General features: G+C 44.0%; 14 protein-coding genes. 2 read left to right on the top strand and 12 right to left on the bottom strand.

Features of this window, described 5'->3' with window-relative positions; all coding sequences use genetic code 11:
- Positions 1-19: 19 nt before the first annotated feature.
- The 7 genes from ACLOAU_RS19520 to ACLOAU_RS19490 all read right to left on the bottom strand — a co-directional run bounded on the left by ACLOAU_RS19520 (position 20) and on the right by ACLOAU_RS19490 (position 13,379).
- Positions 20-1,267, bottom strand: coding sequence for a DUF4959 domain-containing protein (locus ACLOAU_RS19520; RefSeq protein WP_427863588.1), 1,248 nt, complete (start codon positions 1,265-1,267; stop codon positions 20-22).
- 77 nt (positions 1,268-1,344) lie between these two features.
- A complete protein-coding gene (locus ACLOAU_RS19515; RefSeq protein ID WP_427863587.1) occupies positions 1,345-3,282 on the bottom strand; it encodes a RagB/SusD family nutrient uptake outer membrane protein in 1,938 nt (645 codons plus the stop codon).
- 20 nt (positions 3,283-3,302) lie between these two features.
- Entirely contained in the window at positions 3,303-6,629 is a 3,327-nt protein-coding gene (locus ACLOAU_RS19510) for a SusC/RagA family TonB-linked outer membrane protein (protein ID WP_427863586.1), read from the bottom strand.
- 937 nt (positions 6,630-7,566) lie between these two features.
- Positions 7,567-8,487, bottom strand: coding sequence for an AraC family transcriptional regulator (locus ACLOAU_RS19505; RefSeq protein ID WP_427863585.1), 921 nt, complete (start codon positions 8,485-8,487; stop codon positions 7,567-7,569).
- 282 nt (positions 8,488-8,769) lie between these two features.
- Entirely contained in the window at positions 8,770-8,970 is a 201-nt protein-coding gene (locus tag ACLOAU_RS19500) for a CsbD family protein (RefSeq protein ID WP_427863584.1), read from the bottom strand.
- A 133-nt stretch (positions 8,971-9,103) separates the two neighbouring features.
- Positions 9,104-11,023: a sensor histidine kinase gene (locus tag ACLOAU_RS19495; protein WP_427863583.1), complete on the bottom strand. Its 1,920-nt coding sequence runs from the start codon at positions 11,021-11,023 to the stop codon at positions 9,104-9,106.
- A 688-nt stretch (positions 11,024-11,711) separates the two neighbouring features.
- Positions 11,712-13,379 (bottom strand): GH39 family glycosyl hydrolase, encoded by a 1,668-nt coding sequence (locus ACLOAU_RS19490; protein WP_427863582.1) that lies wholly within the window; start codon positions 13,377-13,379, stop codon positions 11,712-11,714.
- Positions 13,380-13,562: 183 nt separating this feature from the next.
- Here ACLOAU_RS19490 and ACLOAU_RS19485 point away from each other — a divergent pair, with 183 nt between their 5' ends.
- Complete coding sequence (locus ACLOAU_RS19485) at positions 13,563-14,399, top strand: phosphatase PAP2 family protein (protein WP_427863581.1); 837 nt, start codon at positions 13,563-13,565, stop codon at positions 14,397-14,399.
- Here ACLOAU_RS19485 and ACLOAU_RS19480 read toward each other — a convergent pair.
- Genes ACLOAU_RS19480 through ACLOAU_RS19460 form a run of 5 tightly spaced genes read right to left on the bottom strand, consistent with a single transcriptional unit; the run spans position 14,396 to position 24,410 of the window.
- Complete coding sequence (locus ACLOAU_RS19480; protein WP_427863580.1) at positions 14,396-16,711, bottom strand: GAF domain-containing protein; 2,316 nt, start codon at positions 16,709-16,711, stop codon at positions 14,396-14,398. The genes ACLOAU_RS19485 and ACLOAU_RS19480 overlap by 4 nt on opposite strands.
- A gap of 12 nt (positions 16,712-16,723) precedes the next feature.
- Positions 16,724-20,332 carry a BamA/TamA family outer membrane protein gene (locus tag ACLOAU_RS19475; RefSeq protein WP_427863579.1) on the bottom strand — a complete coding sequence of 1,203 codons (3,609 nt, stop codon included), beginning with the start codon at positions 20,330-20,332 and terminating at the stop codon, positions 16,724-16,726.
- Between the two features lie 2 nt (positions 20,333-20,334).
- Positions 20,335-21,195, bottom strand: coding sequence for an SdiA-regulated domain-containing protein (locus tag ACLOAU_RS19470; protein WP_427863578.1), 861 nt, complete (start codon positions 21,193-21,195; stop codon positions 20,335-20,337).
- Between the two features lie 11 nt (positions 21,196-21,206).
- The gene (gene ppk1 / locus ACLOAU_RS19465; protein ID WP_427863577.1) at positions 21,207-23,210 is read right to left on the bottom strand and encodes a polyphosphate kinase 1; all 2,004 of its coding nucleotides are present in this window, start codon (positions 23,208-23,210) and stop codon (positions 21,207-21,209) included.
- A 9-nt stretch (positions 23,211-23,219) separates the two neighbouring features.
- Complete coding sequence (locus tag ACLOAU_RS19460; RefSeq protein ID WP_427863576.1) at positions 23,220-24,410, bottom strand: Pycsar system effector family protein; 1,191 nt, start codon at positions 24,408-24,410, stop codon at positions 23,220-23,222.
- A 273-nt stretch (positions 24,411-24,683) separates the two neighbouring features.
- Between ACLOAU_RS19460 and ACLOAU_RS19455 the strand changes: the two genes are divergently transcribed.
- The gene (locus tag ACLOAU_RS19455; RefSeq protein ID WP_427863575.1) at positions 24,684-25,052 is read left to right on the top strand and encodes a VOC family protein; all 369 of its coding nucleotides are present in this window, start codon (positions 24,684-24,686) and stop codon (positions 25,050-25,052) included.
- Positions 25,053-25,136 lie beyond the last annotated feature (84 nt).

Genomic DNA, 25,136 nt, shown 5'->3' with positions numbered 1-25,136 from the left:
AACCCGGAAGCGGCTTCCGTTATCTTTCATCGCCCCAGAATGTAAGATCGGCGGCATTGCCCTGAATGGTCCTGGCCATGGTTTCTGATACTACCATACGAATAATCCTTACTTTAGGAGCATTGAAGCGTACCGTAAACTCCTGCCCTTTCAGGGCTTCATCCTTGTCAGCCTGTGTAGCTGCATTTCGGGCAGCGCCGGATAATGGGTCATTAAACGAAAAATTGCCCAGGTTTTCCCACTCTCCGATCTTTGTACCTTCCTCTGCAAACAGGGGCGGCGTGAAGGGTCCCGGCCTTTCCGAATCGGTACCCCATAAAGAAAACAGCTTGGGATTGTTATGAGTGAATACGTCAAAATTCCTCGGCATCAATCTAAAGCGACTTAGTTTTGCATAAGTACCTGTTGTAAAAGTGCACCATACCGGCATTTCACCCACTTTGTTATCCGTATGCCAGAACGAACCCGTATTAGGGCCACCGTTGGATAATGTATCAAATAAGTTAGATATGGGATATGTAGCGTGAAGCATTATATCATCACCCGGTTGATACGCTTTAAAACCTCCTTTGTTCAGTTGTTTTTCAAATAATGGTTTAACGGTAGAACGTATCGTGTCTGATTTGTTGCCCCATTTATCTGTAATATAAGCAGCATACACTTTAGGGATAGTATCATAGCCTCTGACCGCAAAAGAAATAAGCGGGAAATCGGTAACCGTCTGCTGCCGGATACTATACCCCCCTCCTAATGCATCATCAAGGAATACAACACCCACGTTTTTTTTGTACTCATTATTCGCCTCTATCCTTACTCCTGCAAAATCAGGCACCATGGTCAGATTTGCAGCTATTAAGCGATAAACAGGCGTCAGCGGTTTTACTTTTACCGTAATAGGCTCCGACTCTACATTGGCCCTGCTAACCACTGTTAATTTCACTTCATATTCTTTTGCATCTGCAAATCCTTCAACCATTGTCGTGTCAGAAAAATAACTGGAACGGGTTTCTGCAGGCCTGTCCGTACCATCGCCTAAATAATACTTTGCTTTTACATAGAGTATATTATTTGATTTAGGCAGATCGTAAATGATGTACGCTCCACCGTTAAAATTAGATACCCTGTAGTTGGTGATGGGATCCGGCTTTGTCATGTCCGTAGAAACCGGTTCTATAAACCCGTTTTTATTACTACAGGAAATAAGCATCATCAATACACTGACGGTCAAAATAAGAGAGCAGGTATGAATATTTTTTATGTGTATCATTGTTATTTTGTATTGAATAGTTTGTTCAAAAAAAGCATCTGTTGTTCATCGATAGTGCGGTAGCTTAATGCCTACCGCTACCAATAAGGGGTTTGAACAAGGTTTTGATTGACCAGCATCTCCTGCATTGAAACAGGCCACAGGTAATCTTTTATTGAAATAGATGGCACATAGAAAGTGATTAACTGGTAGTAACGGTTGGACTCCGACTGATCTACACTCCAGCCCTGTATGGGTGTAGCCGCAGCTTCAATATATTCTTTCCATCTTCTTAAATCCCAGCCAGCCTGGCCTTCCATACAAAGCTCGATACGGCGTTCGCGGTGTATGATCTGCCTCAGTCCATTTTTATTTAAAGGCTTACCCGGGTTATTAGAGTAATTAGCCCAGGATTCTACTACTCCCTTTAAGCCCGTACGGGCTCTTATCCTGTCAAGGTATGCATACACTTCCTGCGAAGGCCCGTTGGCTTCATTTAAACACTCGGCATATAATAGGTAAAGATCAGCCATACGTATAAGCGGCAGGTGATAATTGAAGATGGTAATACCTGTACCTACAGCAGGAAAAATGGTACGCCAATGACATAATTTTTTAGGCCAAATGCCAAAGACATTTCCAGCCTCCTTACTCCCGGCGCCCGATCTGCTACCCACTCCTTTTCCCTGCACACTCAGGATAGAGCTGCTGGTGTTGCTCAAAATGGCATTGCCCGCCCATTTACCTCCATCAAATCCAAAACTGGCGTAATACCTCACTTCCCGGTTAAAATTATTTTTAATTGTTTGATAGTTTTGTTGCAAATAGTATTGATGGGCTGCATCGCCGCTTTGCAGATCAAACCGGTTGGCATAATCCCAGGTACGATCTTCCGTAATAGGTACGCCATTATTGGTATAGAAAAGATCTGTAACACCGAAAGGACTCACGATGGTATTCATACCCCTGTTATTAACCGAATTGGCTACTAACTTGGCATGCATTCTTTCCTGATGAGGGAAAATGCCGTTGAGAGCCCATATCAGTTCTTTGTTTTTGTCCCACTCTTCGGTAACAGCACCTCTGAAGCTCATTTCCTTTTTCAAAGAATCGGTAAGTGATAGCGTTACATTACTCGGAATAATGAAAGTATACAAGCCAAGTCCTATAGATTCTGCCAGATCAATGGCTTCCTTACAGGCTTGTGCAGCCTCGGCCCATAAGCTATTATTTACAGCTGCGGAAAAGAGTGGAGATCCGTCTTTATTTTTAAAGTTGGCATAATCCGGGTTGCCGTTAAACAGCGGGCTCGCCCTTGCTACCAACACCTGTGCCTTTACAGATTTGGCTATTACCTGGGTGATGCGCCCCAGCTCCTGATCCAGGTTGCTGATCTGTACCGGCAGGTTGGGAGTTGCCTCATCCAGCAATTGCACTGCATAGGCGAGCACCGAATCAACCGGTTCCCTTTTTGAACGGGTAGCCTCTGTTGGCGCCGTTACCGGCAGGTTATTACGAACGATAGGAATGGGACCATATAATTTTGCCAGGAAGAAATGATAATAGGCTTTCAAAAATTTAACCTCGGCTACCCAACGCTCTTTTTCAGAAACTGTAAGATCGAACGGCTTGTCTACATTTTCCAGGAAAGTGTTACAACGACGAATAGCGTCAAAGTAACTCGCCGTTGCGCTGTTGCCACCATCCCAGTAATTGAGCACCGGGTTGTCTTTATTTTGTACATTTCCTTTTACCAATTGAAGACCAGGAGCCGAGTAGCCGATAGACCCGAGGTATTCCTGTGGCAATACCAGATCTCCACCCGATGCAAACCATGGATCACTGAGCATTCCGGATCCCTGCTGCAGGGTACTATAGCAGGTAAAAAGGTATTTTTCAGCCTCATCCCGGTTGCGGAACGCATATTCCAATGTGCCGATGTTGGGAGGTACTACATCTAAGAATTTTTTGCATCCTGCTATCGTAAAAGTAAATAGCGCAATAGCTAAAGTAAAGAGTAAATGATTCTTTTTCATATATGCTGCTCTCCAGGGTTTTATAGTTGGATATTGATACCTAAATTGTATGCTCTTAAGAGCGGATAGTTAAAGGCGCTGTAAGGCCTGTTGCCGCTGGTGTTGATGGATAGCTCCGGCTCCCATAGTTTAAAACTGCTGAACCGTACCAGGTTGGTGCCGCTGAAGTAAATACGGGCTCCTCTAAAGTTCCCCTTCCTTAACCACCTTTGCGGAAGACTATATCCGAGTTCAGCGAACTTTAACCGCAACAAACTACCACTCCGCAACCACCAGGTGCTGCTCTGCGTATTATTGGCGATTTCAGAAGGAAGCGTGCCCAACCTGGGATATAGCGCATACATATTCTGATTATCTTCTGACCAATGATCGTCAGCAAATGCTTTTAAGATCTGAGCGGGCGCACCCACAATGTTGCTTCCACCCTGTACAGTAAAATCCCTGATAAAAGGGCTGATCTGGTCAGGGTACATATAAAGAGAGGCCCGTGCCTGTCCTGTAAACCTAAGACCCAGATCAAAATTTTTATAATTAACGGTAAGGCCGAAACCATAGTTAATCTGAGGACTGTTGGGCAAACCAATCGGTACCATATCGGCGCTATTGATGATTCCGTCCTGGTTTATATCCCTGTATTTGATATCCCCACCCCGGGCACCTAACCCAGAAGATCCAAATAATTGTTTAGGAGAGGCTGCAGCTTCTTTATCATCCACAAACAAACGCTCGGCAATATAACCCCAACGCTGACCAAGGTTCTGGCCGGTTCGTTTTCTCCAGTATTCGGCTCCATAGTCTGCCTCTTCAAAATAATCATATCTGCCTGCGGCATAAGTACCATTGGTCATAATCACGATATTCAAATCCTTCGAAAATGACTTTTTATAATTTAGTGTAAGATCTACCCCCTTCGAAGTTGCCTTGCCCAGGTTACCGCTAAGATTTGTTTCCAATCCAAAACTGTTGGGTATTTGCCGGGTCTGCAGGATATCTGTCGTTTTCCTGGTCCAGTACTCACCTATAAAATCAAGGGACTTGAACAAAGTAAATTCAATGGCATAGTTTTGAATTTTACTGATCTCCCATGATATTTCCGGGTTGGGATAACCATTAATCGTAACGCCGGGTCTGCTGTACCCGTTATTAGTACCAAAGGAAGCGCCTGCAGCAGAGTTTTCCAGGTTTACGTTAGAAATATAAAAAAACCTTTGAGAGCTGATATCATCATTACCAGACATCCCGTAACTGCCTCGTAATTTCAGCATAGTGATCACAGAACTGATAGAACTTTGCTCCCAAAATTGTTCCTTGCTGATCACCCATCCCGCCGAAACACTCGGAAAGAAACCAAACCGGTGTGAAGGATCAAATCTTTCTGAACCGTTATAACCGAAATCGAACTGCAGGTTATATTTATTCCGGTACCCGTAACGGGCGCTGCCGGCATAAGTCAGGTTTCTGCTGGGTAACACTCTCGAAAAATCAGTGACGTTTGCAGGGTTTAAATTTTGTTGCCGGTTTACCACTAAAGATCCATTTACATTATGATCACCAAAACTCCGGTCGTAGTTCAATATTCCCTGCATTTGTATAAAGGAACTGGATGCCCGGTCGCCCGCTGATATAGCCAGGTATTCGGTAGGCACACCATTGGAGCCGGAAGCCCGCCCGCCGGAAAAAGGCAATCCCGATACCTTATTCAGCTGAAAAAGCGTATATTCATTGGTAGCCCGGTCGTAAGAACCTACTGTATAGTAAAAAGGATTATAGGTCATACTATAAGATACCTGCGCAAAACGGTTGGTGGAGAAAAAACCGCTGAAGCTCAGGCCTTTGATAATCATATCCAGGTTCTGATTCAGCCGCAGCGTAGCACTGAGGCGGGAGCTATTCATAGTGCGGTAACCACGCATCATCTGGGCATAGGGATTGGGGTATCCTACTCCCTGTGTAGGCAAAAATATAGTGCCCTCTCTGTTAGGAGATGCCCCGTTAAAATTACCAAACAAAATATGCTTTGTCTGTTCATTGACCTTATCGGGCGCATAGTAGGCCGGGAAAAGCACAGGGCTGCTGTGTGTAGCCATAAAGTATAAATCGGTAGCAAAACCATTGGCATCATCAGTAATGGGTCCCTGGTAATCATTAAACGTTCCCCAGAGATCAACACTCAATTTGGTGATCTTGGTAAGGTTAATATCTACGTTCGACCGTAACTGATAGTTTTTGAATTTGATCCCTCCCTTAAAAATATTCTGATCACTCTCGCGCAAAAGGCCATTGTCCTGGCTATAAGAACCGGATACGGTATACTGTGTGGCCTCACTTCCACCGGCCACACTGGCGTTTACCTTTTGGGTTCGGGAAAACTTCTGGAACATCAGATCTACCCAATCTACCGCGGGGTAAACATAAGGATTACCGTCGGGTGCCCCCTCCAGCGTACGTTGTGTAAAATAGATCTTGTCTGCGCTGAACTGGGGCACCTGGTTAGGATTTCTTGTAAGCTGGGCTTCATTATGCAGCTTCATGTAAGTAATCGGGTCTGCTAATTCAAGGTTCTGGGTTGGTGTGGACAGAGAGTTATCATAACGTACGCTGTAACTGGGCTTACCTACTTTCCCCCGTTTAGTAGTAACCAGTATTACTCCATTGGCGCCGCGTGAGCCGTAAAGTGCAGTAGCACTGGCGTCTTTTAATATGGAAAATTCGGCGATGTCATCTACCTGTAAACGTGCAAGATCATCTGTAGTCAGTTCAATATTATCTATCAAAATAAGAGGGTTTTGTCTAAACCCAAAAGAGGTAACCCCTCGCACAAAAAAGTCTGCATTATCAAAACCCGGCTGCCCGCTGCTTTGAAACCCAATTACACCGGCCACCTGACCGGCCAGCGCTGCAGTAAGGTTGGATGCAGGTGTTCGCAACTGATCTGGTTTAATAGTAGATACAGATCCGGTGACCGACTCCCGCCTTACCTTTTTTCCATAGGCCGTTACAATGACCTCGTCATCTGCAGATATCACTTTGGGAAGCAGGGTAATATTAACGTTGGCAGCCACCTCTGTACCTATCTTATACCGATAGTCATTATATGATACCGCGGAAAAAATAAGCGTGCTGCCAGCCTGCGCATCTATAACAAACCGGCCGTTATTGTCGGTTTGAGTGCCTGCACTGCTTCCCTGAACAGTTATGCTCACATTTGCCAGCGGTGCAAGGGATGAGTCTGTTACAGTACCAACAACCGTGATCTTTTTCTGGCAGAGTGCGGGCAGCACACCGATAGAAAAAACCAATACCATAGCCATCTTCAACACGCTGAAGACATTGTTTAAAGCAATCATGTAAATAATCGTTAGAAGTTAGTATTAAGTTTAAGCAGTTACAAAGTAATTCGATCAACCCTGGAAAGGAAATAGTACAACCGTCATTTTAGATGGATAATCCCATAATTGATAACCCGACCAGGTTATACATCAAAGCAAAGCCCCGGGGAACGAAAAAGCCCTGTTTCTGTTATAAAAACCGCTATTTAAATGGATTTTATTACTATTTACCTATATTATTCTACTTTTTTTGACAAAATGACAATTAAAAATTGTTATAAATACGGGATTGAAAACAATCATTGTACTTCCATCTCTATGGCAGTAAAGCCATTTAATGGACAATACAAGTGCGGAGCTTCCACTTCCCTGTTTATAAAAACAAAAAACTTTCCGGGGGAAATTCCGGAATTAAAATAAGACCGGCGGATTTAGAGCCTGCTTAAAAATGTTTTATTAAGATACTTACAACAGATAATTTGACCATTTCTTCAGAAGATTCCATTAGTATTTTGAAGGGATAAAATCATCTCAGCATACGGGCTCCGTTATTTTGTAGCATTTCCTTTTGTAGCAGGTTAAAAATGCTCCCAGGAAGTTTGCTACAATGTTGTAGCATTCATTCGGAAAAATAAAAAAATGCTACAACGCACACCCGGTATGCTTTTCAGTAGCGCGCGTCAACACCTGGCTGATAAGATATTTTGCTGTCCGGAATCGGCCAATGCAGGCAAGAAAGTCTTTATAAACCCGAATGGTCTCTCAGTTTCCGAACGTTGTTTATATCTTTAACATTAAGTAACTCAAAGAAATATGTTACCACCGTTTAACAATGCCCATATTCTTTTTTACATTTTATTTTTAAACAGGCTCTTAGTACAGCATAAATGCTGTAAGCGCTGTCCTTACTATACACTCAAAAAAAAAGCTTAAGATTACAACGCAACCGGGCGAGCTATTCTTTGAGTCCCATTTCTTTCCAGCCAGCTTCCCGGTACAGTTCGGGCGACATGGTCATATACTTTTTAAAAATCCTGGAAAAATAATATGGGTCCTGGTAGCCGACCTCCAGGGCCACATTTTTGATCTTCATATTACTGTTATGAAGCAGCTTGCAGGCCACCTGCATTTTCAATTGTATAAAATAATCCATGGGAGATCTGCCTGTAGCTGACTTAAACATTTGCGTAAGATAGGAGGCTGATATAGATTGCCTGGCGGCCATTTCAGAAACAGTGAGTGCCCTGTTGAGGTTTAATTTCATATCCCTGATTGTTTCGGCAATTAATACATCTTTGGCCGACAATGTATCGGGAGTACCCGAAAAATTAAGTCCCGAAAAAACAAAACTCGCGACGAATGGGTATAGCAAGAAGTTAGCATTACATATATTAGGAATGGTGTATCCCATTTCCAGGCTCCGGTACATGGTTTCCCATGTTTCAATTATCTTTTCATTAAAAGGTATTGGCTTTGCACCGCTTGAACTGGTAATAGCAAAAAGCTGGTTTAATTCTTTTAGCAGAGACCCACTAAAATGCACCCATAGTATCGTCCAGGGATCCTGCTCATCTGCACCATACCTCATATAACGGGAACCCGCCGGTAAAATCACGTATTCATTAGCTTTGACTTCATAATAATCTTTTCCTAACACATACCATCCTTTGCCTTGCTGACAATAAATTAGAATATTATCAGAACACCCGTTGCGTCTTTCTCTGTAATGAAAAGAAGCCTTAGGAAAATACCCTATCTGGCTGATATAAAGCTGGGATAAAAGTGGATTTTGTTTGATGGCACTTTTTAGTAAATGCGGCGGCAACATAATCATCCGTTGCCCCAAAAAACCATCTCTTCTTTTATGAGCAATCATTTATTTCTGTTTAGCTGGTGCTATTTTTATCATCAAAAGGAATTGCATCCCCGTAAACAAACAATATTACAGGGCTCCCGCTTCATGGTAACAGTCCCGATATATTCAGCCAGCTAACTTAAATGACTTACATGTGGCATTATCTATTTTAGTTAACCAATCAGAGGATCGTGCCAAGCGTACACAAGTATAATAATTTTTCTATACTTTGGGCTCAGTAAAAATAAAAACCAAAAAAATGCCCCTCAGCAGAGGAGCATTAAAATAACTGGCGAAATAATATTAATCAAACTTCAGATCATCAATAAACCTGTTGATATCTTCCTTTGTTTCGCCTGTACGTTTTTGAATACGACCGATCACCTCGTCTTCTTGCCCTTCTTCATATAACAGGTCATCATCCGTAAGATCGGCCCATTTCTGTTTTAAATTTCCTTTTACCACGTTCCAGTTCCCTTTTACCTGGTCTGTAAACTTACTCATAGTTATAAAATTTATAGGTTAATAAAATCCGTTTTTATGTCACGGTTACTTATCTTATTATGCCAAGTACTGTACCATAAAAGCTATAGTGATGGCTTTTAACATTTTTTTCAGGGACTTCTTTCAACACTTCCTACGTAATTGTTTCCTTATTAAGCGGAAGTGTAAACGAAAAAGCAGCGCCGTGCCCATCGTCGCTTTGCACACCCAGCTCACCTCCATGCTTTTGTATGATCTGAGCTGTAATATATAGTCCCAATCCCATTCCCTGGTAAGTGCTCATGGCTTTAGTTCTGCTGCGAAAGAATTTTTCGAAAATCTTTTCCTGGTCTGCTACCGTTATGCCGGGACCTTCATCCTGTACTGTAATTCTCACCGCATGCTCCTCCAGTTCAGAAGAAACGGTGATTGTGGTTTGAACCGGTGCATACTTTACCGAGTTCGACAACAGGTTGGTCATTACCTGGGCCAGACGCTCCCTGTCGCCCAACACCAGTGGGAGTTTTCCCAGGTGACAGACAAACTGGTGTCCGGTAGTTCGTTTGATCTCATCCACCCGCTCCAGTAATAAACTATTAAGATCTACATCTTCCATAACCAATTGTAATTGACCTTCAGAGATGCGGCTGGTATCCAGTAAATGCCTGATCAATGTCATAAGCCGGTCTATCTGCTGATTCAAACGCGAAAGCAGGTAGCTGTTTTGCTTATCGCCCAGTTGCTCCATACTTTCTTTAACGATCTCAGCATAGGCTTTCATACTGGTAACCGGTGTTTTCAGTTCATGACTGGCGATACCAATAAAATCATCTTTTAGCCGAAGCAACTCTTTTAACTGCTGTTCACTTTCGCGTAAAGCCGTTTCAGCAGCTTTACGTTGCGTAATATCAATAACAACTGCCACTACAGACTTTATATCCCCCTGTTGATCTGAAATGCCGGATACACTCACGTTCGCCCAAAATTCGGAACCACCTTTACGAAACATGAGCTTTTCAGACTCAAAGGATATGCCCTCAGCTACCAGTTTACCGAATTTATGTATCGTAGCTTCTCTGAATTCGGGAACCGTTATATCCAGTATATTGATGCCAACCCCTTCATTCTTCTTTAGCCCGAAAAGCCGGGAAGCTTTTTCATTTAAGAAAGTAATATACCCATCAAGGTCGGCGCCAAAAATGCCAACGCTTGTCTGGTTTACAATAGCCCTGTTATGCTCCTCGCTCTTCCGTAATGCCTCCTCCGACGTTTTCTGCGCAGTGATATCGGTAAACAAAACCGCCACCTTGCGCTCCTCCGGTACCCCTACGCGGAAAGCATATAAATTAAAAGTTCGCTGAAAAGCATCCGACCGTTGTTCAAAACGAATGCTTTCACCAGTGTCTGCTACTTTACCATAGATATTAAACCAAACCGGTTCAATACCGGGTGTTACTTCGAGGATTGTTTTCCCGGTTGCATTAACCAAACCATTATGTCGTTCAAATGCAGGATTTACTTCTATAAACCGCCAGTTATCCGGGAGCCCTTCCTCATTATACAGCATTTGAATAATACAATACCCTTCATCCATATTACGAAATAAGGTCCGGTATTTATCAACTGTTTGCTGCACATTTTCCCGGACATCGCCCCATTCAGTACCCGGTTGTTGTTGGTTTATTTTTTCAACGGTGACCAGTAACTGGCACACCTTACCACGATCGTCTCTCTTCAAAACCCTGCCTTTTGCATAAAGGGATACCCATCTACCCCAACGGTCCTGGTGTCTGTACAGAACAGATTGCTGTTGCTGATCATTAACATGCTGCCAATTCGTATAAAAGCTCCGGATCTTTGAATAATCTTCAGGATGATAAAGTGAAAAGCTATATGCATTGGACATAGATGTCAGCTCCTGCTCACTAAATCCAAGTGAGATACGTACATCAACATTATTATAAATTACCTCCCTGGAGGGGATACTAATAACATAAGTAGCAGGAGGCAATACTCCATTATTTGATTCGACAGAAGACAAACAGGATCCGGCTTCTGTAAGGGTTTCGGGCATAGTAAAAGCGGTTTAGGGCACTCGCCTGGTGACGACTTTTGTTTTTACTGGTACAAGGGCAAATGTCATGCCTCAATGAGATAAGCGAAATAAAACCGATATACCGGCTGCTGGCAGTAGCATTAACAACTCTAAAAAACGGGAAAAATCCCGTTTTTTTCACTGCACGATTACCAGTTCTTTGTGCAGCCCTCATAGCCCTTGCCTGGTTTGAACGGATTTACCTGTTCTTACCGGGCATTTTTGTTTGAACCAGCAACCCTGAAACACACCCGGGAGTTGCTTTCTATGATTTCTACAAACCATTTGGCTGTTGCCAGCGGATACAGGTGATTTTATAAAACCTGAATCGTGAAGCGAAGTTGTTGCTTAAATTTTTCGTTATCCATTCCCAGCGGTTCACGGCTTATAGATGACAACCTTAGCTTTAGTTCTCAGTCCCAGCTATTCCGACTCATTGGTAGTTTTGAGCCCATTGTCTCGATGTTTGCGGCCACAAAAGTTGTATACTTGCGCCAACAACTACGCTGCCGCTATTATGAGTTATTTCCATTTAAGACGGTTTCTTTTCAGATCTCAATTTATTTTCTTCCTTATTACGAAAATAAACGCCGGCCTGCCTTAGTTGTCCTGTTCCTCCCAGCCTCAAAACAGCCTCATCACCGCGATGCTGCTTACAACCCTTTTACTACCATTCCAGTTTTATAAAAGACACACCCTGCCTTGGCAATATAATGCGGGTGTCGATTTTTCCATTTGCGGGAACATTGATATTTTTAGATTCGATGGATTGCAATTGTCCAAACTGCTCGAGGGCCTTTACCTGTGCTGCACCAGGTTGCCGGGGTGATCCCATTTTCTTCCAATGCTCATAAGCGTTACTAAAAGCATCATCTATACGATAATGGGTCAGCTTTATTTTTTTGACAGGCAGTTTGCTTATTGAAAGATATACAGGCGCCGTGCTGCCTTTTTCATCAGCATCATGATAGTTCCAGATCATTACTGCCGCTGAATGCGGGTCTTTAGATGCGAGCGCTCCGATATCGGTAGCTGCACGACGAATACTGGAATCGAGTACCTCCTGCAAAGCATAACGCCGGTTACTTTCTGCAGCTACCTGTTTCCCTTGCATCATACCAAACATTCTGAAAACATTGAGCACCGGCTTATCAACGCCGTTGGTAGCCAGGTCACGAAAACCATAAAACCACGGCTGATCCTCGAATTCAAAGGCCCAGGTTACTGCTCCGATCAGGTTTATGTTGTATCGCTGCGCCAGTTCATATTTCCGGGCAAATGATGCAGCTGTGTAGCTGGAATACATGGTACCGTTACGATAAGCATTTTGCGGATCGGTAGCCATACCACAGGCTGCACAACCTTCGGGATCGCTTTCGCCCAGGATCACCGGTAGATTTTTTAATTCGGGATACCGGGCAATCACCCGGAAGTTATCTTCTATATTGCGTAACTGGTTACGGATACTCATTACAACCACTCCATTAACGAGCTTTGGCGATCCTTTGGCATGAAAAAGAAGCACATCCAATGGAGCTCCTGTTTTGCCAGTGGCATAATTTTTTTCATAAAGACAATGCTTTATAAAAGCATCCAGCCATTTCATGGCGCCGCCCGTAGTGTTAGGGCCGCCTATACGAGCTGTTGGCAATGCCCTTTTCACCGCATCTGCAGCATAGTCATACAATTTAAAAAACTCATCCCTCGTTCCTTTCCAGTAATACCCGTCTGCCTCGTTCCATACCTCCCAATACCAGCTTTCCACTTCTGTTTTACCATACCGGTCCACACAGTGCTTTACCCACTGAAATACCAGCTCTGCCCACTTGTTGTAATCTTTAGGGGGATAAGCCCAACCTGTAACGATATCACTGTATTGATCTCCCGGCTTCCAGTAATGCCGGTAAGGTTGGGGATGGGTTGACAACGCTTCGGGCATAAAACCAATCTGGGCCAGCGGCTTCATACCTCTCCTGATATAAGTGTCGAATATGCTATCTACAATAGTCCAGCTATATACCGGATTACCTGCCGCATCTTCTGTATACATATTGGTACTACCCCATTTGAGCGCAGCTTTGCCATCTCCGGTCACCATTAATGAATGGGTACGCACATACACCGGAACGGAGCTGAGAGCGGCAATTTCGCTCAACAGTTTTTTGCCATCTTCCATATAAGTGTAATTGGGCTCATCATAACCAAACCAGGCCCAAAGGGGCTGCATATTGCCAACCTCCTTCTGAAGATCAACCTGTATTAATGCGGTATCGCTTTGCGCAAGGACTGTACTTGAAAAAAACAGGCAGCAGGCTATCGTTAAAAATCTGATCATGATACAAATAGGTTTATGAATCACTCAAAGTTAAAGGGGATGCCAGTTCACCCCCACTGATTATTTAACTTAGAGTGACCGTATATTAACTGTAGCTGGTAGCGATCTTAGTGCGCTGGCTCAACGAGGCTATAGTATGTTGTGTTGGAGCATCCTGTATATTTGTAATTGAAATAATCAGGAATGGGGGATCGTTTTCGTTTGCAACAGTTATTTTTGATCGTTTGTATTTTCTTTAGCCAGCTGGCAGCAGCACAAAGAGACAGTAGCGCCGCCAATATTACATCAGGCGACAGCCTAAGCTACCCTGCTAGTACCGATAGCATCAGTACCGCTTATTATAAACTCAATAAAGACTATTTTAAAAGTTTTATACCGGCTTTAACCTATACACTTTCCAGGCCTGCACATTGGGACAAAAAAGACTGGACGCGTTTTTCATTATTAGCTGCGGGCACGGGTGCCATGCTACTTGCCGACTGGGAAATACGCAATGTAGTACAACGCAACCGGTCTGCCGGCATAGAAAGTGTTGCGAAAGTAGTAGAACCTTTCGGCAATACTTACGGGCTCTATTTATTCCCGGCCATGTATGCAGTAGGAGCGATTACCCGACAACCCAAAATAGCATCTGCGGGTCTTACAGGCGCCAAGGCCCTAGTTATTTCAACCGTAATATATACTGCTTCTAAGAAGCTGATCCGGCGTAACCGTCCCGATGCCGCCCATTCTTCCTGGGATTATGCAGCGCCTTTTGCCAAGCAGCGTTACACATCTTCCCCGAGTGGGCATAGTAATACCATCTTCACCGCTGCTACCGCTTTGGCTTTAGAGTTTAAAGATGAGAAATGGGTAGGTCCGCTGGCTTATACCATTGCTACAGCTACCGCAGTTTCCCGTATCTACCACAACCGGCACTGGGCCAGCGACGTGGTACTTGGCTCACTGATGGGGCATTTTGTAACCAAGGCCGTTTGGAAGGCCAGCCAGAAAAAACCTAAAAGAATACCCAAATATTAATTTTCATTAACCGTTACGCGCAGTGCTTTTAAGCCGCTAATACCCTGCAGATCTTCCAGCTGAAGATGCTCCAAATTAACAAATAGTCCTTTCTTCACCTGTTCCTCCAGTAAGGTCTTGTAGTCTTCCACATCGGCTTCGTTAATGTAAACGACAGCAATTTTACCAGGTTGGGTAAGCCGTTCCTCCGAATCGCGCAGATGTACTTTATCTATCCGTTTTTTGATCATCTGGTAGCGAATATTATAAGCGCCCTCCACATCAAAACGCTTTTCATCTTCCCTGAAAGTAATATCGATCACATCACTGTTTACGAAGATGAGCTGGGTTGATTGCAGGGGCACTAAAAGTGCATGCTGCTGGGCTGCATTGGCAAGGGCCACTTTGCGCATGTATTCCAGCTGAATAATATGCAGCTCATGTAACTGGGCACTACTAAAGGGTTTCTGCGGATTAATGGCAGAACCTACGTACAGGTCATACTCAATACCGTCTGTACGAAATTTATTGTAATAAGCGGGGGAAACCTCCTGCATCCGGCTGTTCATTTCATCGAGCAAAGTGTCTATGCCGGCAATCGCTTGCTGCATCGACATATCCAGGTTACGACGATTGATGCTGCAGGACCCGTTTGCCAGGTCAATTGCATCAAGGTAAGCATTACAGATAGCTGCTGTTTCGGGTTGTTCGGTACTTAAGGCGCCCAACAGCTTTCGCAATACCTTGTCCAGTGCATTGGAAGTTGAAATAGTTTCACTGCTGATGGGCTGATCAACATTATTATCTTTTAAGAATTCGATTTGTTGCTGCATCAACTGCTGTATATACGGCAGGTTAAACTGCGCCAGTTCATTAGCCGTTTTACGCAACCATTGTAACTGTAACTGCCAATCGGCCCTGATGGCATTATTCCTGATCAACGAAGAGTTACGGATATCTACTGCACCATAAAATGGATATACCGATTCAAAAACAATCGGCACTTTCTGAATGACTTTACCATGTACCTTTTGTTGCTGCAGGTAAGCCAGGGCTACATCATCAAACTTCCAGGCAACAGAAGGCTGTATTACTGTAAACCGGTCTGATATCACCGACCTGATATCGTTTTCAAACATTTCATGTCCCACCTTCATTAACTGAGCCAACTCAATATACAGGCGTTCCAATAGTTTGATTCGTTCTGCCGTAATCAAGCCCGGTTCGATAGCAAATAGCTCTACCACGCCATATACTTTTTGCTGGTAAAAGATGGGCATGGCCGCATACGTGCGATAAGGCGTTCCCTTCAGAATTTTTTCAACCAGCGGATGTCTTGTCCCTCCCGTTGCAATATCATCTACTACTACCGGTTTTGCACCAGCTTCAAATGTCTTGAAAAAGGTCTGCACTTCCTGTTCAGTCAATGCTGAAGCTCCAACCAAACCTTCTCCCGCCTTCCGCACCATACGTCCGTTCATCATGATGAACGGCATGGCGCCAATCTCAATTTTATTAGATCCCAGTAATGATTTTACTGCCAGGCGTAAATCTTCGAACCCCGTCTCTATACAGGAAACATCGTCTTTTAGTTTCCATAACCGTTCCTTGATATACACCATGATTTGTTGCTGTGTGACATCCGCAATGGTTACCACACCAAAGCCACGAAATTCAAATCCTGTGAGCGGCAACTTCCTCAGCATATACCGCACGAAAACATCATCATCAGTGATACCGGCGATCATGCGTTCGCTTAATTCAGGCAATTCGTTATTATATCGCATATCTATAAAATCATGACCAAAGTTGATCTTAAAAAAGCGATACAGGCCCGTTACATTGTCGATGTACCGGTAAATAAACTCATCTTTTGAAGGATTGGCAATACCATAAAGCTGATCTAATATAGTATGGTAAATATTTTTAAGCGCTGCCAGGCCAATTTCTTTAAAGTTAGACTCGAATTCGGGTTTTAACCAGCCGGTATCTTTTTCAACAAACGACCGGTACAAAGAGGGTGTGCCATAGGCAAATGTAGATGTAAACGGTGCTGTAATGCCCCAGAGATCCCTATCACCATCAATAGTGATATTAGTAAGGCTTACATACAAAATATCCAGCAATTCTTTGTAGCCCGAGATTTCATCCGCAGACAAGTCCCGTTCCTGCACTCCCGCCTCTTCTATCCGCGAAGCGAAATATTGAAACATGCGTCTTTTTACATCATCCGTTCCGTCAATCCTTTTCTTTAAAAACCTGTAATACGGGGCAAAGGAAAAGCTCGCATTAATTTGAGTAATATCTAAATATTTTTGTAAAAACGTATCCATGAGTTGTTTTAGTTAAAATCTGAACCCCATTGTAAAATGAGGGTTCCACCCTTCCTTAGAATATCCTGCCAATAATTGAAATACTGCAATATTTGCAGGTGCAAAATAAATTCCGCCACCAACGCCCTGGTGTATTTCACCGCTATCAGCGCCCTTTGCCCAAACTTTACCGGCATCATAGAATAAAGTAGCGCCTAACTGCCCTGGCAGAATATAACTGCCAATTTGCGCCAAACGCATTCTTAACTCCAGGTTGTTATACAACATTTGTTCACCTGCAAAACGATAATTACGAAAACCCCGCAAATTATCATGTCCACCCAGGAACAGCGACTGATAGAAGGTTGCATGACCTAACGTAACCCCGCCTCCGGTGCGATTGGCAAGGATGATGGATGACTGATTATTCAAGGGCATATAAACAGCTATAACCGGCAGGGCTTGTACCAGCGAGCGGCTATAACGATTCAATCCGGTATATCCTTTAACATGTAACGAAAAATATCCTCCTTTTGTTGGGAACATCGTGTTATTACGGCTATCTTTTTCAAATGAAAAAAGCGCACCGGCAAACGATTTGGTACGGGTACTGGTAGAACTATCATAACTAAGAAGCGGCTGCGTTACAATAAACCGTCCTTCATTATCATCAGCTTCCATACTAAAATACTGGAAGGAAGGTCCCAGGCGCAGTGTTACATTTTTATCCAGCCGCCAGCGCAACAAAGGATCTACCTGCGTAAGTGTATACCGGCTACGGTAGTAACTGATAGAATGACTCTTATCGTATACTGTATTATTGCCTAATCCAAAAAAGTTGTGGGTATTATGCGGTGCGTAGGAAGAAGCATTCAGTTCAATATCAGCCTTACCTAGTACATCAATCCAGTCTGCCTTAAGCCTGACCTGATAAGCCCCGGTAGCGAAAGCCCCTGAAATCAACAGTTGTTGTGAACTGCTATAAGGTAGTTTCCTAAATCCCTTTTGTTGTATATGCCTGAACCCGCCACCCAATATAAACCCGTCATCCCTATTGAAGCCACCTGTAATTAGGGGCATGGTTTTAGAGTACAGGTTTACCGGAACAAAAGCTGTCTGTAATGAATCGTCGCTGATCTTTTTACGTATGCGGCTTTCATTACCAGAATAGGTAACCCCGCCTGATTGATTGTAAAAACGTACAGCTGGCCCGGGTTGCATTACAGCTATATGCTTATCGCCCTTTCCGCCGATCATACGTAATTTAATACGGGAATTAGTGTAATCCACCTGTATCGTATCATTGCCGGCACCGGTGTACAGCCTTATTTCACTGGTAATATGCGGATCATATACCCGGTCCACCAGCTTGCCCTTTACCTCACCATCCTTATTAATTTTCCTGACGGTAAGGTGCAAGCCTCCGCCAGGCGCATCTTTCAACAGTACCTGCTCATTTTTATCGCTAAGACGCAGGTCAACTACCTGGTTATAAAAGTTATAGTACCTGCCCATCGCAACAGGCAATTGCTCACGCCTTTTTTTCATAGTTGCGGCCAACGCAGCACCACGGATAGCCCTTGACGAGGCCGGCAGCTGTGCTATGGCCGCGTCGATTACCGAATCCGTCATCTTGTTTACAAAATCGGCAGTCATTTCTTTCCACTCGTCTTTGGTGAATTGGAAAGCAGGGAATGCATGTACAAAACGATGCTTATATAAGGAATATTTTACCGAAGGTATAATGCTGTCAAATCCCTGGAAAGTAGGCATCAGCCAGCTCCGGGTGATCATTTTAGGCACGATACCGGTGTTGATCTTTAATACCTGGTCGCGATCGCGCGGCACGGGTGCATAATCCTTGTCCTTATTTCCGCTGGTATTCAGCCAACGCCATTGATCTTCATGCCGGTCCCAATCTGATACCAGCAGATCGAGCAACATCGCCCTGAAAAAGGTTTTTGCTTTAAAGGTATTGTCATTATCCTTCAACAATGCTTTTACAAACTTTTCTGAATTATCCGAATTCCCGCCAGGTTCCCTTTCTTCCAGTAAGGCCACACTGCCTGCCATTAACTGATTATACATACCCAGGTTGGGATCGGGAGCCACTACTCCGATCACCGGCGAAGCATGGGGAACTTTGATGGCATTGGCCAGCGGGGGAATGATCAGTGCTGAATAAGGATGCTGGCCACTCACATAGTCATCTACCAGGTCAGTGGCAAAAGTGCTGCGCAAGCCTTCGGGTAATACCGCATCAGGTACTTTGTTTACGCTTCGCAATACCCACTCTTTGCCACTGCTATCTGCCAGCCTAAGTGAAACAGTTTGCATACCACCACCTCTTTGCAGGGGTTTTAATCCGCCCTGTAACCGGCTCAGGTGTAATACGGGCAACCGGGTTGGCGCAGCCCATTCCTTACGATAATTTTCACCGAATATCTTGCGATGTAAACGGCCTACTTCATCATATTTGGCTTTTGCTGCAACCGTAACACTGTCCCCCTGCAGTTCGCTGCTTTCAGAAGGCAGGTTATTATCCCATGCGGTGTAACCGGCTGTGTGCTTATAGGCTTCGCGCACAGCTCCATCTTTGCTGTATACATTGAACTGTATGCTGGCCGCCTTATCAGCGAAAATATCCACCACTACAAATCCCTGCCTTTCGTCGGCAAACAGCGCGTGCCTTCCTTTTTTTGCATAAGTGCTTTTAGCGCCTGCACCACTTACCACCTGCAAGCCCCTATCGTCAATCAGTTGTAAACCATGCTCATGCCCCGCTACCTTGATAATATTCGGAAAACCCTCTGCAATAGCTTCAACTCTTTGTACCAGGTGCTGATATTGAGGATGCCCCAGGTCCTCTACATTTAGGAAAACACTTTTGCGCAACAGCGGGTATAAAGAACCCAGCCCCGGCAACGGTATCCACATATTTTTATTGACCGCTGTTAGCGGGAACAAATGATCTTTCCAATTATACTTTCCTCCGTGTACCCCATAAGAACGGAAAGGATGGTGACTGGCTAACAGGATCAATTTATTTCTATTTTTCCAGAACAGGCCTGCCAGCTTTTCCAGCACTTCTGTTTCTGTATCGCAGTCACATGCTGCGTCCGCGTTGTCTTTATTATAGGGGAACAGCCACCACTCCGAATCGTAGGCAATCACCACAGCCTGATCGCCCAAAGAAATTTCAACCGGGTCGGGGCAGCCATTGGCTGGAATCATTTTTAATTGAGGATCGTTTTGGGCAGTGATAAAATCACCCTGTGCCTTAATTTTTGCCAGTCCCTGCTTTCCCATGCGATCCCAATCGTGGTTGCCCGGTAGAAAATATACCGGAGCGCCCTTAGCCCGTAAAGGCCCGAACTGTGAACGCAGGATGGCTTGTCCGCCGGCTTCGGTTTTAGTACCCGGCAATCCCATGCCCCGGGGATAAACGTTATCGCCTAAATAAAAAACGGAAGTGATGCCCGGCAATATTTTAGCCGCTGCATCGGGAATCACAGTTGTTTGCTCATAGTTGATCTCACCGGCATCACCTATCAATATGACACGCTGCACGGGTTGAGGCTGTGCAGCGGCAACAACTGAAGTGATCATTCCGGCGAGTGTAATGAGTATTCTTATTTTCATTATCAGGGCTTCTTATAACCAAATTTCAATATTCTTCCGGCCTGCAATTCATCACCTTCGCTACTGATAAACATGTTACCCGAGTTATCAAACGCTATCCCTTCCGGCTGTCCCAGTAGCTTCCTGCTTAAGGGGTAGGTAGCTTTTACCTGCCACTGTTGATTGACTACAGCCAGCATTTTGTTAACCGATGAGACAATATACCAATCCCCCGTTACCGGGTGTTTTGCCAGCGCCGAGGGCTCAAAAGCCGCTTTCTTTTTCCCGCCGGCAGCAGTCAGTTCAGCAGTAGGAATAACGTGGTTTCCGGTAACCAACAAAGAATCATTATGCCACTGCAATTCATAAATAGTGATCTGTTTATTTTTCTTATCGCTTTTACAGGATTTGCAAAGCGCATAATAGCTACCCGTCACAATATCTGCAAACAGTCCTTCATACTCTCCCCCGGGCAATACTTTTTCGTAATATCCAAAAGGCTTTGTCTTTTTTTCGTTCAGGCTATCGAGTTTAAATCCATAAAAAGATCCGTCAGACTCCAGCAATAACAATGTATCTGCCCGGATAGCAATATCTTCATAGTCTCCCCCATCTCCGAAATTCACTCTTTTGTATTTCCCGGAAGGAATCCCCACTTTGAAGATCGCGCCTTCTTCGTCCTGCTGTGCATATAATGTGTCATATCGGCCGGGGGCAAACGCAATTCCTGAAATCTCCAATAAGTCGTCCGACAATATTATTTTTTTATACACAGACCAATCATAACCCGGTGGTGCAGCCGGCAACTCTTCTGCCTGTTGCCCGCAGGCCAGTAATGCAAAGCATCCCAGCAATAAAACAACCATTAACTCTTTCAGCTTCATTTTCTTCAATTTTATTGATGCTGCTCCTTTACCCACTGGTACATGACAGCCTGTGCCTGCAGCTTTTTGCCTTTGCCAACAACGGAGCTATGAGCTCCATCTTCCGTAATCCACGTTGCTTTACGGGTATCTTGTAAATAAATATCCAGCACCTTGCGCAAAGAAGCTTTTAAACGATCATCCAAAACAGGGAAGCACACTTCTATACGCCGGTACAAATTACGGGTCATCCAGTCGGCCGATCCCATGTAGATCTCGTCTTCTCCATTATTATAGAACCAGAAAATACGGCCATGCTCCAGGTAACGGTCTACAATTCGCCTTACCGTAATATGCTCACTTTGCCCTGCTATGCCCGGTACCAGCCTGCAGATACCTCTTACGATCAATTGTATTATTACGCCTGCATTGGATGCCTCGTACAATTTCCTGATCATCTTCTCGTCCTCCAGGTTATTGATCTTAATGATCATTTCCGCCCTGTGTCCTGCTCTGGCATTAGCAATCTCCCTGTCGATCAATGCCGCGAAACGCGTTTGCAGGTTAAAGGGTGCGATAAGCAATTGCTGGGGCGCCAATGCATCCGTTGTAAAAGATTTTTTATTTTTCTTCAACAGTCTGAAAAGCTGGTCGAGGTCCTTCAACAAACCCGTGTTGCTCGTCATTAATACCTGATCGGTATAAAAGCGGGCAGTTACTTCATTGAAATTACCGCTACCCAGCAGCCCCAGATACTGCCAGTGACCTTCACATTTTCTTTTCACCAAAACAACTTTGGCATGCACTTTCATTTGCGGAATACTATAAATAATGCGGATACCAGCCGCTTTCATTTTCCTGGCCCAGGTGATATTGTTGGCTTCATCAAAGCGGGCTTTCAGCTCTACAAAAACCGTCACTTTTTTACCACTCAGCGCTGCCGTGATCAGGGCCTCCGCAATTTTTGAAGTACCCGATATCCGATACATAGTCATGCTGATTTCGGTAACGGTTCGGTCAAGAGCCGCTTCGTTGAAGAAGCGCAGTACCATGTCATAGTTATGAAAAGGCAGGTGTAACAGGATATCCTGTTTACTAATACTTTCCAGTAAGGTGGATGCAGGCAAAGCATACAGCACGGCTGGCCAGGGTTCGTCCTTTAAAGCGGCATCCTTAACAGGAATAGCCGACAGGTCTTTGAGGTTGTGATAAGCGCCGCCCGGCATGATCATCGCATTTTGCAGGCCGAGGCTGCGTACCAATTGCTGTAAAAGCGCCTGGGGCATTGCTGCATTATACAGCAGCCGGGTAACTAACCCAAAGTCACGTTTGGCGATCTGCGCTGCAATTTTCTGAGCCAGGTTACCTTTATATTCATCATCCAGGTCAATTTCTGCATCCCGGGTTACTTTAAAACTGTAAGCCGCATCCACTGCGATACCCGGCCACAAAGTGGGTAACTGGGCTCTGATGATGTCATCGATAAAGATCACATATTGAATACCCGCTTTTTTCAAAGAGAAGAACCTTGGCAAATGATCGGAAGGAATGGCGATAACCGCCAGTTGACTGCTATCTTCCTTTTTAAGCTCTGCTGCCAGATAAATATGGTTGTTCTCCGGGAAAAAATCACCTGCCGCCCGGGGGTAAGCAATCCGGAGGAAGGCTGCGATCTGCGAAAAAAAATAATCCGTTACTTCTTTTAAAACAATAACCGGTATAGGCTCATTGTATACAATATATACCCCTTTCTTTTTTAGCTCGTCTTTTACTGTCCTTACAATTTGTCCAAACCGCTCTTGCTGCCGGTTGATGATACCGGCAATAGCGGCTGCATTATCTGCTTTACTCTGCTTCTGCACTTTTCCCAGGGCAGTAATCGTAGGAATACGCACCCTCGAAAACTCATCCAGGTTAGAAGAGTATATAGACAGGAACTTTAAGCGTTCCGCCAGGGGCACGGTACTATCCGCAGCCTCATACAATAAGCGCTCATTAAATTCCAGCCAGCTAAAATCCCGTCCTTTTAATTCCATTACTATCTTTTATACAATAGAAAAAATAGCGATTACAAATGCTATGATAGCTGTCATTAGTCCAAACATGAACACATTATAGGCAATACGCAGCAGCTTATACTTTCGCCCCAGAACAATGCCCTGTGAGTACACATCTTTTACCAGCGATCCATATAAAAAATCCCGGTCTTCCATCACTTTCCACATTCCTTTTTTATACTCTTCGAAATCCATCCGGTAGAAATTACCAAAGAACAGCAGGTTTACGTTTTTACTGTCTACATCCTGTTGATTGAAAACCCCGCTGGGAATTTTTGGCCGTGTTGCCAGTATGGCGTAGATAAGGGTAACGGCCGACACTATCAATATGATAATGGTGGGTATGACCAAATGCGTATTACTTTCCAATTTGCGGATCAGCAAACTCAATATGGCCGACAATAAAATGGAGTTGACGGTAATGAGGATATCAGCTTTTTTATCTGCCATGTCACTTAAGCGCTGATTGTTGGTGGAGGTAATGCGAAACATGGTTTCAATGCCTTTTTCAGGGCGATCGCCATTATTTTTTTTATTCTTTTTTCCACCACTTTCTTCCGGCAGTTCCGTTTCGCCTTCTTTCGACTTCTTATCTTTTTTTAGTTGGTCTTCGAGATTTTCCATTTTCTTGATATTCCAGTGCGTTCTTGCATAGTCTGTATGATACTGATGCACTTCTAACAGACAAATGGTTTGATGGCGCCAGGCATTTTTGCTGATGGCCAGGCCACAACGTGTTTGTAGCTCTTTGCGCAGCTGTTTGCTTTTTTCGGCAAACGAATCAGTTGAAAAATGCGACATATCTGCATCACAAACAATTTGCTGCAACAGATTTTTGGGCTTCTGGGGCATCCGCGTAGCCAATATACAACCCTTCACATCCTCTATAATAACGGATGGCACCTGCTTTTCCTTTAAAAAATTTTCTGCCAACACAACGCTGGCAGCCTCATGATTATCCGGATCTACCAGGTAACCCAGGTCGTGGAACCATGCAGCAGCCCGAACCACGAAGTCATCCTGCTGCGATAACCCGTAATGCTCATTTAATTCGGCAGCTGCCGTGGCAACTGAAGCGGTATGCTCGTAATTATGATACAGTAGCTCTTCGGAGCCATGATCCTTAAAATAATCAGCTACATAGCTACTGATCGCCTGCAGAATAAGCTTAAAATCCATAAATAGCGTTGTTGAACTATTAACAATTCAGGAAATACATTGTTTGACCGGGCATTGCCCCGCAATTTTTCAATAAATGTATTGATAAAAATGACGGTGGCAAAGAAGCCACTGGATTTTTAAGTCCAAAACATGCAGTCTTTTTTATATGCGGCTCAAAATTGATTTCTTGCCTCATGATAAGGCCCGCAAATCGAAGTTTTTTAATTTTAATCCGCTTAAATAAATCTATGCAAAAGAAATAGTCTAGAAATCACATTAAAAAATAAAATAATGAATATAAATTTTGAAGCGGGCATTAATATAGCGGTTAAAATACCGAAACACCAGTATGAGCCAACCGTATCGTTTTACCGGGACATTCTGAAGCTGCAGGTGGAAGAGCAGCCTATTCAAAACCCCACCGTTTCAAGAACGCATAAGGTTGTTTTCGGGCATAATGTATTATGGCTGGATTGCGTGGATAATTACACTCATTCCGAAACCTGGCTGCAATTAACGGTACCGGATATTGACGCGGCTACCGAATATTTAAAAATAAACAACGTAAGTACCTGTGACGATATTGAGGAATTACCTTCCAATATGCATTGGATCATGGACCCGGCGGGAACGGTTTTTAATGTGCAGGAAAGGCGCTAAAAACTATAAGTACAATATTGGGTTGTACGTCAATTATGTATTCCCCGCTTATTTTAAGTCAGGTATCTTATATATTTGTTTTAA

The organism is Paraniabella aurantiaca, from assembly GCF_050309965.1.
Classification (GTDB): Bacteria; Bacteroidota; Bacteroidia; order Chitinophagales; family Chitinophagaceae; genus Niabella.
The sequence above is the reverse complement of the archived record's forward strand: the minus strand, read 5'-3'. Positions and strand labels throughout refer to the sequence as shown.

Coding starts and splice junctions, on each gene's coding strand:
- ACLOAU_RS19520 (WP_427863588.1), bottom strand. CDS start 1,267: ATGATACACATAAAAAATATTCATACCTGCTCTCTTATTTTGACCGTC.
- ACLOAU_RS19515 (WP_427863587.1), bottom strand. CDS start 3,282: ATGAAAAAGAATCATTTACTCTTTACTTTAGCTATTGCGCTATTTACT.
- ACLOAU_RS19510 (WP_427863586.1), bottom strand. CDS start 6,629: ATGATTGCTTTAAACAATGTCTTCAGCGTGTTGAAGATGGCTATGGTA.
- ACLOAU_RS19505 (WP_427863585.1), bottom strand. CDS start 8,487: ATGATTGCTCATAAAAGAAGAGATGGTTTTTTGGGGCAACGGATGATT.
- ACLOAU_RS19500 (WP_427863584.1), bottom strand. CDS start 8,970: ATGAGTAAGTTTACAGACCAGGTAAAAGGGAACTGGAACGTGGTAAAA.
- ACLOAU_RS19495 (WP_427863583.1), bottom strand. CDS start 11,023: ATGCCCGAAACCCTTACAGAAGCCGGATCCTGTTTGTCTTCTGTCGAA.
- ACLOAU_RS19490 (WP_427863582.1), bottom strand. CDS start 13,379: ATGATCAGATTTTTAACGATAGCCTGCTGCCTGTTTTTTTCAAGTACA.
- ACLOAU_RS19485 (WP_427863581.1), top strand. CDS start 13,563: ATGGGGGATCGTTTTCGTTTGCAACAGTTATTTTTGATCGTTTGTATT.
- ACLOAU_RS19480 (WP_427863580.1), bottom strand. CDS start 16,711: ATGGATACGTTTTTACAAAAATATTTAGATATTACTCAAATTAATGCG.
- ACLOAU_RS19475 (WP_427863579.1), bottom strand. CDS start 20,332: ATGAAAATAAGAATACTCATTACACTCGCCGGAATGATCACTTCAGTT.
- ACLOAU_RS19470 (WP_427863578.1), bottom strand. CDS start 21,195: ATGAAGCTGAAAGAGTTAATGGTTGTTTTATTGCTGGGATGCTTTGCA.
- ppk1 (WP_427863577.1), bottom strand. CDS start 23,210: ATGGAATTAAAAGGACGGGATTTTAGCTGGCTGGAATTTAATGAGCGC.
- ACLOAU_RS19460 (WP_427863576.1), bottom strand. CDS start 24,410: ATGGATTTTAAGCTTATTCTGCAGGCGATCAGTAGCTATGTAGCTGAT.
- ACLOAU_RS19455 (WP_427863575.1), top strand. CDS start 24,684: ATGAATATAAATTTTGAAGCGGGCATTAATATAGCGGTTAAAATACCG.